The 13,530-nt window shown below is 69.4% G+C and carries 10 protein-coding genes; 7 read left to right on the top strand and 3 right to left on the bottom strand.

The window, feature by feature from the left end; translation table 11 throughout:
• Positions 1-55: 55 nt before the first annotated feature.
• The 4 genes from ACTJKK_RS12605 to ACTJKK_RS12590 are packed head-to-tail and all read left to right on the top strand — an operon-like array spanning position 56 to position 3,791.
• A complete protein-coding gene (locus ACTJKK_RS12605; protein WP_440748242.1) occupies positions 56-1,237 on the top strand; it encodes a sensor histidine kinase in 1,182 nt (393 codons plus the stop codon).
• Between the two features lie 9 nt (positions 1,238-1,246).
• Positions 1,247-1,966 carry a LytR/AlgR family response regulator transcription factor gene (locus tag ACTJKK_RS12600; protein WP_336641068.1) on the top strand — a complete coding sequence of 240 codons (720 nt, stop codon included), beginning with the start codon at positions 1,247-1,249 and terminating at the stop codon, positions 1,964-1,966.
• Positions 1,963-2,337: a heavy metal transporter gene (locus tag ACTJKK_RS12595; protein ID WP_336641067.1), complete on the top strand. Its 375-nt coding sequence runs from the start codon at positions 1,963-1,965 to the stop codon at positions 2,335-2,337. Before ACTJKK_RS12600 ends, ACTJKK_RS12595 begins: the two co-directional genes overlap by 4 nt.
• Entirely contained in the window at positions 2,334-3,791 is a 1,458-nt protein-coding gene (locus ACTJKK_RS12590; protein ID WP_247623562.1) for a sodium/solute symporter, read from the top strand. The genes ACTJKK_RS12595 and ACTJKK_RS12590 overlap by 4 nt, the downstream gene beginning before the upstream one ends.
• 117 nt (positions 3,792-3,908) lie before the next feature.
• Here the strand turns inward: ACTJKK_RS12590 and ACTJKK_RS12585 are convergent, their stop codons facing one another.
• The 3 genes from ACTJKK_RS12585 to ACTJKK_RS12575 form a co-directional block, all read right to left on the bottom strand.
• Complete coding sequence (locus ACTJKK_RS12585) at positions 3,909-4,826, bottom strand: pirin family protein (RefSeq protein ID WP_440748241.1); 918 nt, start codon at positions 4,824-4,826, stop codon at positions 3,909-3,911.
• Positions 4,823-5,125, bottom strand: a complete 303-nt coding sequence (locus tag ACTJKK_RS12580; RefSeq protein ID WP_247633008.1) for a GNAT family N-acetyltransferase — start codon at positions 5,123-5,125, stop codon at positions 4,823-4,825. Before ACTJKK_RS12580 ends, ACTJKK_RS12585 begins: the two co-directional genes overlap by 4 nt.
• Positions 5,126-5,244: 119 nt before the next feature.
• On the bottom strand, positions 5,245-5,580 hold the full coding sequence (locus tag ACTJKK_RS12575; protein WP_440748240.1) for a hypothetical protein: 336 nt from the start codon (positions 5,578-5,580) through the stop codon (positions 5,245-5,247).
• A 101-nt stretch (positions 5,581-5,681) separates the two neighbouring features.
• On the opposite strand from ACTJKK_RS12575, the gene ACTJKK_RS12570 reads away from it, so the two are divergent.
• From ACTJKK_RS12570 to ACTJKK_RS12560, 3 genes are all read left to right on the top strand, one after another.
• Complete coding sequence (locus ACTJKK_RS12570) at positions 5,682-6,731, top strand: PDDEXK nuclease domain-containing protein (protein ID WP_440748239.1); 1,050 nt, start codon at positions 5,682-5,684, stop codon at positions 6,729-6,731.
• Positions 6,732-7,177: 446 nt separating this feature from the next.
• The gene (recQ, locus tag ACTJKK_RS12565; protein ID WP_440748238.1) at positions 7,178-9,229 is read left to right on the top strand and encodes a DNA helicase RecQ; all 2,052 of its coding nucleotides are present in this window, start codon (positions 7,178-7,180) and stop codon (positions 9,227-9,229) included.
• Positions 9,230-9,539: 310 nt separating this feature from the next.
• Positions 9,540-13,530 (top strand): choice-of-anchor G family protein (locus ACTJKK_RS12560; RefSeq protein WP_440748237.1); only part of this gene is annotated, 3,991 nt, incomplete at its 3' end.

The raw sequence follows: 13,530 nt of genomic DNA, 5'->3' as shown, positions 1-13,530 counted from the left end.
CCGGTCCCTGAGCGAGGAGCGGAGCGACAAGACGAAGGGTGCCTAGGCTGATCACATGACCGACGTCGTTCTCGCCGCCGTGCTGGGCGTGCTCGGCGGCATCGCGCTGACGGTGCTGCTGCTGCTCGCCCGCCGTCTCGCGCGCGGCGCGGCCGATCTCGGCAGCGAGGGCGAGCAGGCAGCTCTGCGGGCGTTGCATCACGCGAGTCTCGCCGCTCCGCATCTGCGCGCGGGCCTCTCGGCGCCGGAGGTCGGGAAGGCCGCCCGGCAGCTGCGCGTGCTGCTCGGCAGTGCCGCCGTCGCGATCGTCGCCGACGACGACACCGTCTCGTTCGACGGCGCGCCCGACGGGCTGGAGGCCGCGGCCGTGCGGATCGCGACCCGCGTGCGCGAGTCGGGTCGCCGACAGGTCTTCCCCTCGCAGGCCGCCGACGACCACCTCGAGGGCGTCGGTGCGCCGATCGTCGTCGACGGCCACGTGATCGGCGTGGTCGTCGCGTTCGCCGCCCCGGTGCGGGCGGCGCTGGTGCGGGCGGCCGAAGAGGTCGCCGACTGGTGCGCGGCTCAGGTGGAGCTGGGCGGACTCGACGCCTCGCGCACCCAGCTCGCCGAGGCCGAACTGCGCTCGCTGCGCGCGCAGATCTCGCCGCACTTCATCTACAACGCCCTCACGGCGATCGCCTCCTTCATCACGACCGATCCCGCTCGCGCCCGCGATCTCGTGCTCGAGTTCGCCGACTTCACCCGCTATTCGTTCCGGCGGCAGGGCGAATTCACGACCGTGGCCGATGAGCTCGAGAGCATCCGTTCCTACCTCGAGCTCGAGCGCGCCCGCTTCGGCGAGCGTCTGCGCGTGACGCTGCAGATCGCGCCCGAGACTCTCGCGACGGTGATCCCGTTCCTCTCCGTGCAGCCGCTCGTCGAGAACGCGGTGCGCCACGGGCTCGAGCCGGGCGAGGGCGGGGGCGAGATCCGGATCGCGTCGCGCGACGAGGGCACGCACACCGAGATCACGGTGGAGGACGACGGCATCGGCATGGATCCGGATGCTCTGCGCTCCACACTCACGGCGGCCGACGACGGCCTGCACGTGGGGCTGCGCAACGTCGATACGCGTCTGCGTCAGCTCTACGGTGCGGACGGCGGCCTGGTCGTCGAGACGAACACCGGCGCCGGTACCCTGGTGCGCATGCGGGTGCCCAAGTCGCAACCGCTGAACGACCCGGACAACGACTGAGGTGCGGCCATGATCGACGTGCTCGTCGCCGACGACGAGAGACCGGCGCTCGACGAACTCGTGCACCTGCTGCGCACCGATGAGCGCATCGGCGACATCCTCACGGCCACGACGGGTGCCGACGCCCTGCGGCAGCTGTCTCAGCGCGCGGTGCGCATCGCCTTCCTCGACATCCATATGCCCGGGTTGCTCGGCACCGAACTCGCGCGAGGACTGCTCTCGCTCGCCGAGCCGCCCGCCGTGGTCTTCGTCACCGCCGACGACGCCCGCGCCGTCGAGGCCTTCGAACTGCGCGCGGCCGACTACCTGCTCAAACCCGTGCGCGCCGCGCGCCTGCGGCAGGCCGTCGACCGGGTGATCGAGCGCGGTGACGCACCCTCGGCGGGTGACGACGAGGTGCTGCCCGTCTCGATCGGCTCGGCGGTGCGCTTCGTACGCCGCAGCGACATCCGCTGGGTGCGAGCGCAGGGCGACTACTCGCGGCTCCACGCCGACGGCGATGCCGGGCATCTCGTGCGCATCCCGATCTCCGAGCTCGAGGCGCGATGGGCGGATGCCGGATTCCTGCGCATCCATCGCTCGACACTGGTGCGGGCATCCGCCGTCACCGAGGCCCGGCTCTCGGGCACCGATCCGTCGGTGTCGGTGGGCGAGATCGTGCTGCCGGTGAGCAGGCGTCTGGTGCCGACCGTGCGCGAGGCGCTCGTGCGCAGCGAGGGGATGCCGTGACCGAGGCGCCGAAGCGGGTGCGGGTGACGGCGGATGCCGCGCCGCGCCGCCCCACGACGGCGACGCGCGGGATCGCCCTGCCGGGCTCTCCGGTCGACGAAGCGGATGCCGTGTACGCGCGCGCCCTGATGCGCAGCCAGTTCCGGCTCGCCCTCGGCACGATCGCCGGGTTCGTGCTGGTGGTGCTGGCGATGGCGTTGACGATCGCGCTGATTCCCGCGATCGATCGGATCGTGCTGTGGGGGCTGCCGTTGTCGTGGCTGCTGCAGGCGTTCGCGTTCTATCCGGTGATCCTCGTGTTCGCGCTGCTGTACGTGCGCACCGCCGCGCGCAACGAGCGTCGGTACCGGGCACTGCGGGACCGCGAGTGAATGCGGTCCTCGATCTCGTCGGCGTCGCGCTCGTGGTCGTCGCGACGCTGCTGATCGGCGTCTACGGTCTGCGGATCTCGCGCACGACGAGCGACTTCTTCGTCGCCTCCCGCACCGTGCGCCCGGTGTGGAACGCCTCGGCGATCAGCGGGGAGTACCTCTCGGCGGGCACCTTCCTGGGGCTCTCGGGGCTGGTGCTGCTCGACGGGGCGCGCGGGTTCTGGTTCCCGATCGGCTACGCGGCGGGGTATCTGCTGGTGCTCGCGTTCGTCGCCGCCCCCCTGCGCCGCAGCGGGGCGTACACGATCCCCGATTTCGTCGAGGCCCGATTGGAGTCGACCTCGGCGCGACGGGTGACGAGCGCGGCGGTGCTCATCATCGGTTGGCTGTACATCGTGCCGCAGCTGCACGGTGCGGGCATCACCCTCGTCGTCGTCGCGGGGCTGCCCGAGTGGGTGGGCGCGGTGACCGTGGCGGTGCTCGTGGCCGCCGCCGTCGCCGCGGGCGGCATGCGCGCGATCACCTACGTGCAGGCGTTCCAGTACTGGCTCAAACTCACGGCACTCCTCGTGCCGGTCATCCTCATCGCCTTCGCACTGAGCGGCGGTCCGCACGACTTCGACCCCGCGCTCGTGTTCCCCGCCGAGGCCGGTCCCTCGGGGTTCGACGCCTATGAGACGGCATCCCTCCTGCTCGCCCTGCTGCTGGGCACGATGGGGCTGCCGCACGTGCTCGTGCGCTTCTACACGAGCCCGACCGGCGTGTCGGCGCGCCGCACCACCGTGATCGTGATCGCAATGGTGAGCGCGTTCTACGCGGTCTCGAGCGGCATGGGACTGCTGGCGCGCATCGCCGCCCCCGACCTCGCGGTGCCGGGTCTCGCCGACACCGTCGTGCTGCAGCTGCCGTCGCGGGTGTTCCCCGGCATCATCGGCGAGCTGCTGACGGCCCTCATCGTCGCCGGGGCCTTCGCGGCATTCCTCGCGACGTCGGCGGGGCTCGTCGTGTCGCTCGCCGGGGTGATCAGCCAGGACGTCTTCTCGGGCTCGGTGCGCTCGTTCCGCGTCTCGGCGCTGCTGTGCGCGCTGGTGCCCCTCGCGATCGCGCTGCTCACGGTGCCGGCGGGGCTGGTCGCGAGCGTCGGCGTGGTGTTCGTCGTCGCGGCATCCACGCTGTCGCCGGTCGTGCTGCTGGGGGTCTGGTGGCGCGGGCTCACCGCGCGCGGGGCCGTGGCCGGCATGGTGAGCGGCGGGGTCGCGTGCGGGCTCGCGCTGCTCGTGCATGCGGCGATCGACGGGGTCGGAATCGCCGCACCGTATCTCGCGCAGCCGGCCGCGTGGACGATCCCGCTCGCCGTCGTCGTCACGGTCGTCGTGTCGGTGCTCGACCCGCGCGGGCCCTCGCCCCGCACCGACCGGTTCCTCGCCCGCGTGCACACCCCCGAGCGCGGCTGAGGGTTCGCCGCGGGGCGGGGCCCTTCGACAAGCTCAGGGACCCAGTTCGTGCCGCGACCGCTCACTGGGTCGCTGAGCCTGTCGAAGCGTCCCCCACGGGAACGCGGCACCGCGAAGTCAGAGCTTGCGGCTGCGGGGCATCAGGCGCACGGGCGGCAGCGGAGGAGCCGGGATGCGCACGTCGTGCCCCTCGACCTCTCCGAAGCGAGCGGATGCCGCCTCCCACTCCTCGCGCGCCTCGGCGATCTCGTCGTGCGAGCGACCCGCGAAGTTCCACCACATGACGATTTCGTCTTCGAAGGGCTCGCCGCCGAGCACGAACAGCAGGGCTCCCTCTGCGCTCTCGACCGTGACCGTGTCGCGGGAGTCGCCCAGATAGAGGGTGTCGTTGAGGGAGAGTGGATGCTCCGCCACCTGCGCATCGCCCTCGACGAGCATCACGGCGTGCTCCCACTCGGGGCGCAGCGGCAGCCGCACGCGGGTTCCCGCGGGCACGACGATCTCGGCGCCGACGATCGGGGTGTGCACGGTCGCCGGTGAGCGGGTGCCGGCGAACTCGCCGAGGACGACGGTGGCGGAGGCATCCGCTCCCTGCTCGGCGGGAAGAGACAGGCCGGGCAGTTCGGTGTGGCGCTCGAAGCCGGCGGCCCCGTGCCGCGCGGACTCCGGCAGCACCACCCAGAACTGCAGGGCGTCGAGGGGGATCGGGTCGTCGCCGATCGAGTACTCGGAGTGCGAGATGCCGTTGCCCGCCGTCATGAGGTTGAGCTGCCCGCGGCGCAGATCGGCATCGCTGCCGAGAGAGTCGCGGTGGCGGATTTCGCCGACGAGCGGCCAGGTCACGGTCTGCAGGCCGATGTGCGGGTGGGGCTCGACGCGCATGCGGGTGTCGGCGGGGCCGAAGCGGTCGAGGAAGCACCACGCGCCGATGGTCGGCAGGTTTCGGTGGGGCAGCGCACGCAGCACGTTCATGCCCCGGACTCCGCCGAGGGGGACCTCGCGGGGTTCGAGGACGATGCGCCGCTCGCCGATCATGCGCCCGGTCGCTTCGGCCAGCGGATCTCGGCGCCCGGGATCTCGTGCGTCTCGAGGTAGGAGGCGATGTAGGGGCACAGCGGCACGATCGCGTCGCCGCTCGCCGCGGCATCCGTCAGTGCGGCCTTCGCGAGCTTGCCGGCCAGCCCCTGACCCTGGAACGCGGGGTCGATCTCGGTGTGCGTGAACCGGATCTGACCGTGCTTCGTCTCGAACGCGGCGAAGCCGGCGAGCAGGTCTCCGGTGCGGATCTCGTAGCGGGAGGCGTCGTCGTTGCGGGTGACGGTGATGTCGGTCATCGGATGCTCCTTCGGGCGTCTGGTTCAAACCTACGCCCGCGCGGGGGAGTGCGGCTCACCCCGGTGAGGGGTCAGAACACGCCGCACGCCCCGGGGCCGTGGCGGCGTGTTCTGACCCCTCAGAGCGTTGGGATGGCGATGCGGATCACGAGGTAGGCGATGAGGGCGCCGACGAGAAGCGTGGTGATGCCCGCGGCGGGGATCGGCCAGGTGCGCTCCCAGCGCTTCGCACTCATCGCGAACGGCACGACGACCGCGATGAAGAGGATGCCGTCGAAGATCGCGAACGCCGTGACAGCCGACCAGCTCGTCGAGGTGTCGCAGATCTCCCCGCAGGCCGCGGCGCCCACATGCGATACGTACAAGACCAGCGGGAGGAGGAGCGACAGGAGGATGAAGATCGAGATCAGAACGACCGAGATGTCGGCATCGCTCATCGGTCGCTGTTGTGCCATCACGCCGTTCAACATAGAGGTCCCTGTGCAGGAGATGTGGGCGTGCAGCAGAGTTGTGGATAACCGCTCCGGGTGTCGGTGGCCGTCAGCAGGATCGCCTCATGACGATGACGCACGACATGGCTCCCGACGACTACCTCACCACGCTCGAAGATCTCAAAACGCACGTGCGGCAGGCGCGGGTAAGGGCTCAGCGCGTGGCGAACACGGAGCTTCTGATGCTCTGGTGGCGGATCGGTAGAACGATCCAGCAGCGTCTTGCCACAGAGGCATGGGGATCTGCGGTACTCTCGCGACTCGCGGCGGACCTGCGGGCGGCGTTCCCGGGTATGACCGGGTTTTCGCCAGCGAATCTGCGCTACATGCGCCGCTTCGCCATGGCTTGGCCTGCTCCCAATTCAATTCGCCAACAAGCCGTTGGCGAATTGCCCTGGAGCCATGTCATCCAGCTTCTCGACAAGCTCGACGACCAGGGCCTGCGCGACTGGTACGCAGCGAAGGATGCACACCACGGGTGGAGTCGAGCTGTGCTCGCGCACCAGATCACCACTCGCCTGCACGAGCGCGAGGCGGCGGCGCCCACGAACTTCGAGGGTGCGCTCGATCGGGATGATTCGGACCAGGCGCGCGAGATCACGAAGGATCCGTACGCGTTGCAGTTCCTCGCGATCGACGGCAACGCATCGGAACGGGAGCTCGAGCAACGGCTGGTCGATCGCATTCTCGACACGATGCGCGAGCTCGGCCCGGGGTTCGCGTTTGTCGGTCGGCAGGTGCACTTCGACATCGATGGTGACGATTTCTTCGTAGACCTGTTGTTCTTCCACATCGAGCAACTGCGGTACGTCGTGATCGAGCTCAAGACGACGAGGTTCACGCCTGCGGATGCCGGGCAACTGGGGTTCTACGTCAGTGTCGTCGACGATCGGCTCCGCGTTCCGGAGAAGCATCTCCCCACGGTTGGCATCCTGCTGGTCGCGGGGAAGAACGATACGGTCGTGCGATACGCCCTCGCGTCGACGAGCCAGCCGGTCGCCGTCAGTAGATACGAGCTCGCGGAGGAGGAGCAACGCGCGCTTCCCGATGAGGAAGCCATCACACGGGCCTTCGCCGACGAGCTCGCTCGTGACCCTGGCGCGACCGAACGGTGACCCTGGCGCGACCGAACGGTGACCCTCGCGCGACCGAACGGTGACCCTCGGGAGGAGAAGGGCGGGTCGGTGTCGGTTGCGTGATGTCGCAGCCGTCGCCGCAGCCCGCGACTCCGAACAGCAACGTCCACATGACGAACGGAAGCGCCACCGCTACGAAGATGAAGATCGTCACCAGGATGAGCGCGACATCCGACTCGTCCAGCCGTGTGCGTCGCGTCACCACGTCGTCCACCTTAAGTGGATCTCTTGCGCGAGAGGGGAGGTGCGTGGAATCTGTGGATTACGGCGCAAGTTCCGGAGGAGATCTCACGTTCTGCAGGACGGAAACGGGGAAGCGCTCCTGCGTTGCGTGAGATCTCCTCCGATACGGAGACGCGCCCGCCCGGCGACGGACCTGTGGAGAGGGGCGGGCCGGCGTCGGCGGGGGTCGTTACGCTGGAGGGATGCCGCAGACTCCCCGTGACCCGTACGCGGACCTGCCGTACGCCGACGAGCCATACGACGACGGGTGGGAGCCCAGCGCCCCGCCCGAGCCGATGGACTGGGAGCCGCAGGGCGCCGGTTTCGAGCCGCCCCTCGACTGGGGTCCCGGCCCCACGACGCCGGTGTCGACGGCCACCGCACCGCGGCCGAGCAGCGCACCCGTCACCCGCCGCGCCACGCCGAGCCGCTACGCGACCGCGCGCGAGGCGCTGCACACGGTCTTCGGCTACGACGATTTCCGCGGCGACCAGGCCGCGATCGTCGATCAGGTGATCGCCGGAGGCGACGCGGTGGTGCTGATGCCCACCGGTGGCGGTAAGAGCATCACGTATCAAGTTCCCGCACTCGTGCGCGAGGGCACCGGACTCGTCGTGAGCCCGCTCATCGCACTCATGCACGACCAGGTCGACGCGCTGCGTGCCAACGGCGTCAACGCCGCCTACCTCAACTCCACGCAGTCGCCGCAGGAGCGTGCAGAGGTCGAGCGCTCCTACATCGCGGGTGAGCTCGACGTCATCTACGTCGCCCCCGAGCGTCTGTCGAACGCGCAGACCACGGCGCTCCTCCAGCGCGGCACCCTCAGCGTGATCGCGATCGACGAGGCGCACTGCGTGTCGCAGTGGGGGCACGACTTCCGCCCCGACTACCTCGCGCTGGGCGACCTGGGCGAGCGGTTCCCCGGGGTTCCGCGCATGGCGCTCACGGCCACCGCCACCCGCGCCACGCACCAGGAGATCACCGAGCGTCTTCAGCTCGGTGCCGCGCAGCATTTCGTCGCCAGTTTCGATCGCCCGAACATCCAGTACCGGATCGTGCCGAAGGTCGACCCGCGCAAGCAGCTCGTCTCCTTCATCAAGTCGCAGGAGTCCGCCGAAGGCGCGGCCACCGGTCCCGCGGGAATCGTCTACGCGCTCAGCCGCAAGTCGGTCGAGCAGACCGCCACGTATCTCGCCGCGCAGGGCCTCGACGCCCTGCCGTACCACGCGGGCCTCCCCGCCGAGGTGCGGGCCGCCAACCAGTCGCGGTTCCTGCGCGAAGACGGCGTCGTCATGGTGGCGACGATCGCATTCGGCATGGGCATCGACAAGCCCGATGTGCGCTTCGTCGCCCATATCGACCTGCCCAAGTCGGTCGAGGGCTATTACCAGGAGACGGGCCGGGCGGGGCGCGACGGCGAGCCGTCCGTCGCCTGGATGGCCTACGGTCTGGGCGATGTCGTGCAGCAGCGGCGACTGATCGACCAGAGCCCCGGCGACCGCACCTTCAAGATGCGCATGGGACAGCACCTCGACGCGATGCTGGCCCTGTGCGAGACGGTCGAGTGCCGCCGGCAGAACCTGCTCGGCTACTTCGGCCAGGAGTCGCAGCCCTGCGGCAACTGCGACACCTGCCTCGAAGACACCGAGACCTTCGACGGACTCGTCCCCGCCCAGAAGCTGCTCTCGACGATCGTGCGCCTCAAGCGCGAGCGCAACCAGGCCTTCGGCGCGGGGCACCTGATCGACATCCTCCGCGGCGCGTCGACCGAACGCATCCGCCAACAGGGCCACGACAAGCTCGCCACCTACGGCATCGGGTCCGATCTCTCGGATCAGGATTGGCGCAGTGTGGTTCGCCAACTTCTCGCCCGGAGCATTCTCATGGCGCAAGGGGAATATGGCACCCTCGCGCCCGGCGAACAGGCAGCCGGAGTGCTGCGCGGAGAGACCGCAGTGCCCCTGCGCAAAGACACGATCGGGCGCGCGACGACCACGCGCGCGCGGAAGGCGACGGCCGCGGATTCGGTGGATGCCGACGACCGGCCGCTCTTCGAAGCCCTCCGGGTCTGGCGTGCGGAAACCGCTCGTGAACTGGGCAGGCCCGCGTACATGGTGTTCAGCGACGCCACGCTCCGCGCCCTCACGGAGAACCGCCCGGCCAGCCTTGCCGACCTCGATGGCATCAGCGGCATCGGAGCGAAGAAGCGTGACGATTACGGCGACGCCGTGCTCTCGGTCATCGCCGCCAACTGATCCTCTCCACCAGCGTCTCCGTCGATGACACGGGGCGCACAATGACGTTTGGTGACCCCGAATATTCTCGAAATGGAATTCACTGAACGCCTAGACAACCATCGAAATCTCCCGTAGAAACACTCTTACTTGCGCCTGACCGGTAAAGAAGCCGGTTCCTGGGGGGGCCTAGTGACGACGAACTTGGTTCGACATCACGGGAGGGCAAATGAGCAGTACACGAAGGAGGACTCTGCCCAAAAGCAGAATCCTCGCAGTAGCAGCAATCAGTGCAGTGGTGGTCGGGAGCGTCATCGCCCCGACAGCGGCGGTGGCAGCTCCAGGGGACGAGTCTGCCTCCAGTTCGCGGTTCCTCACGGGCAGTCTTCTGCTCGGCGGACTACCGCTCGACGACGTCGTGGCGCTGCAAGGGGTGCAGACGACCAACGACGGCTCGACGGGTGAACCCGTCGTCGACACCGGAGGCCTCGACATCACGGCGCTCAACGCGCTGAGTGTCAGCGTCCCGGGTGGTCTCAGCGTGCCGGCGCTCTCGAACTTCCTCACGCTCGGTGCGGCGAACCAGTACTCCGCCTCGAATCCCGATGGCTCGAGTCGCGCCGCGACCGGGGCAGTCGCGGACAACGGCGTAGTCGATACCACGGGCGCCGGTGCGTACCCGTCAAATGCCTCGCTCAACCTGCAGGGGCTGCTGGGCTCGACGGTGACGAGCGTCGTCGGAGACCTCGACGTCTCGCTCGGGGCGATCAGCTCCGAGGTTTCTCTTGCGGGCGACGGGACCGTCTCCCGCGACTACAACGTCGCCGGAGGAACGGTGACGCTCCAGCTTCCCGCGGTGGCCGGCCTCACGAACACTCTCGTCGGTACCGGCGGTGTCGCCTCGACCGTCGACACGGCCGTGGGCACCCTCACCGGTCCGAACGGCCTCCTGGCGGGTGCGATCGCGGGCCTCAACGCTGCGCTGGCGCCGATTCTCGGCAATCCGAACCTCAACATCACGATCACCACCCAGGTGAATCAGGCGCTGAACACGCTGCTCGACACGCCCATCGGCGACGACGTCGTGACGGTGAACCTGCGCACGGGGGTGGTTTCGGCGGATCTCGATGAGCTCTTGGTCGACACGACTGGCCGGGGCCTCAACAGCCTCGACGTCAATGAGGAAGTGCTCTCGGCGGAAGTTCTCAACAACCTGATCACTCGCGTCGGGAACGTGCTCGGCACGGTTCCCGAGCTCGTGCGCACGACGCTCACCACCACGCTCAACGCCGCGGTCCTGAACATCTCCGGCACCGTCTGCGTCGTGGGCACCGGCGCCACCTGCTCCACGACGCCGATCGATGTCGGAACCGGCGTGGTGATCGCGGTGACGAACCAGACCCTCGGCAGCATCACCGGTGCTCCGGGATCGCCCGCCCCGGCGGCCACGATCACGGTCAAGGTGGCGGGAGCGAACGTCCCGATCCCCCTCGGCACGCTCGTCGCGGCTCTCGCAGGGCCGATCAACACCGCCCTCCTCGGACCGGGCGGTGTCGTGAACACCGTCGTGCCCACCGTCACAACGGCGGTCACGGGGATCGTCACCGCGATCGCCCCGGCGGTCAGCCTGCTCAACGGCGTCGTCTCGCTCCGCGGTAACGTGCAGCCCGACAACGGCCCGATCTACAGCCAAGAGGCGTTCGTCCTCACGGTCGGCGCGATCGCCGGCGGAGGCGGGGTGGGCACGCTCGTGCTCGCTCGAGCCGAAGCAGGGCCGAACGCGCTCGCTCCTCTGCTCGAGGCGACGAGTCCGGTGAAACCGGGACAGCCCACCACGCTGACCTCCAGCGGTTGGCCGGCGAACACCGCCGTGAGCGTCCAGCTCGCCGATGCGGAGGGAACGGCGGTCGGTGATCCGATCAGTGTGACGACGAACGGCGACGGGGACTTCCCCGCCGGAACGACGCTGACGGTTCCGCCCACGGCGGCAGCCGGCGACTACACGATCACGGCATCCTCCGGTGATCAGACGGTCGAAGCGCCGCTGGTGGTCGAGGCCTACACGCCGACGGTCTCGGCGACCGGTCCGATCACGGTCGGAGAGTCCACGACGCTCACCTCGGGCGGCTGGCCCGCCGAGGCCGAGGTCACCTTCGAACTCGAAGACCCCACCGGCGCCGCTGTCGGCACCCCGGTGACGGTGACGACCGACGAGGACGGCAACATCCCCGCGGGCACGACGCTGACGGTTCCGGCCGGCTCCGCGATCGGCGACTACACGGTCGCCGGTGAGGACGAGTTCGGAAACACGGCGGAGGGCACCGTCACGGTGCTCGCCGTTCCGGGCACGCCGCAGCTGACGGCATCCGGTCCGGTGAAGCCGGGCCAGACGACCACGATCGCCTCGGGCGGGTGGCCCGCCGCGGTCGACGTCACGTTCCAGATCGAGACCGAGGCCGGCGCTCCCGTCGGCGACCCGGTCACGGTGACGACCGACATCGACGGCAACATCCCGGCCGGCACGACCCTCACGGTCCCGATCTCGACCGACCCGGGCGACTACGTCGTCGTCGGTGAGGGCGAGGGCGATACGGCCGAGGGGCCGCTCGTGGTGGCTCCCTGGACCCCGACCGTCGAGGCGTCGGGTCCGGTGAAGCCGGGTCAGGCGACGACGATCACCTCGGTCGGATGGCCGCCGGCGACGTCGGTGACGTTCCAGCTGGAAGACGGCGAGGGTGAGCCCGTCGGTGCTCCGGTGACGGTCACGACGGATGCCGAGGGCAACGTGCCCGCAGGGACCGTACTCACGGTTCCCGTCGGCACGGAGCCGGGCGACTACACGGTCGTCGGTACCGGCGTCGAAGGGATCACCGCGGAAGCGACGGTCACGGTGGAGCCGTGGACGCCGACCGTCGAGCTCTCGGGTCCGGTGAAGCCGGGCCAGTCGACGACGATCACCTCGGGTGGGTGGCCGCCGTTGGCGAGCATCACGTTCCAGCTGCAGGATGCTGCGGGCGACCCGGTCGGTGACCCGATCACGGCCGAGGCGGATGCCGATGGCAACATCCCCGCGGGGACGACGCTGACGGTCCCGGCCGATGCGGATCCGGGTACTTTCACGGTGGTCGGTGTGGATGCGGATGGCAACACGGGTGAGGGTGAGGTGACGGTGGAGGCCTGGACCCCGACCGTCGAGCTCTCGGGGCCGGTGAAGCCGGGGCAGCCCACGACGATCACGTCGGGTGGGTGGCCGCCGTTGGCGAGCATCACGTTCCAGCTGGAGGATGCCGACGGCAACCCGGTCGGTGACCCGATCACGGTCGAGGCGGATGCCGATGGCAACATCCCCGCGGGGACGACGCTGACGGTCCCGGCCGATGCGGATCCGGGTACTTTCACGGTGGTCGGTGTGGATGCGGATGGCAACACGGGTGAGGGTGAGGTGACGGTGGAGGCCTGGACCCCGACCGTCGAGCTCTCGGGGCCGGTGAAGCCGGGGCAGCCCACGACGATCACGTCGGGTGGGTGGCCGCCGTTGACGGAGGTCACGTTCCAGCTGGAAGACGAGAACGGCGACCCCGTGGGCGAGCCCGTGATCGTCACGACCGACGAGAACGGCGACGTTCCGCCCGGAACGACGATCACGGTTCCGGCCGATGCCGCCCCCGGCACCTTCACGGTCGTCGGTACCGACGAGAACGGCAACACCGGTGAGGGAGACGTGACGGTCGAGGCGTTCGCGCCGACGCTCGACGTGACCAGCCCGGTCGCGCCGGGAGCTGCGACCGTGATCACCTCTGACGGATGGCCGCCGCTGACCGACGTCACGTTCCAGATCGAGGACGCTGCGGGCGACCCGGTGGGTGCTCCCGTAACCGTCGAGACCGACGAGAACGGCGTGGTCCCCGCGGGGACGCAGCTCACGGTTCCGGGAACGGCCGAGCCGGGTGACTACACAGTGGTCGGCGAGGACGTGAATGGCAACACCGTGGAGGCCGACCTCGTGGTCGAGGCCACCGGAACCGACACCGATCCGGTGACGGACCCGGGTACGGACACGGATACCGATCCGGGTACGGACACGGATACGGGCACCGATACCGACACCGGCACGGACACGGATACGGGTACCGACACGGACACGGGTACGGACACCGATCCGGGTACCGACACGGACACGGGTACGGACACGGATACGGGTACCGACACGGATACCGATCCGGGTACGGACACGGACACTGATCCGGGTACGGACACCGACACGGGTACGGATACCGACACGGGTACGGACACCGACACCGGTACGGACACCGATCCGGGGA

The organism is Microbacterium sp. 22179 (genome assembly GCF_052045715.1).
Lineage (GTDB): Bacteria > Actinomycetota > Actinomycetes > Actinomycetales > Microbacteriaceae > Microbacterium > Microbacterium galbinum.
The sequence above is the reverse complement of the archived record's forward strand: the minus strand, read 5'-3'. Positions and strand labels throughout refer to the sequence as shown.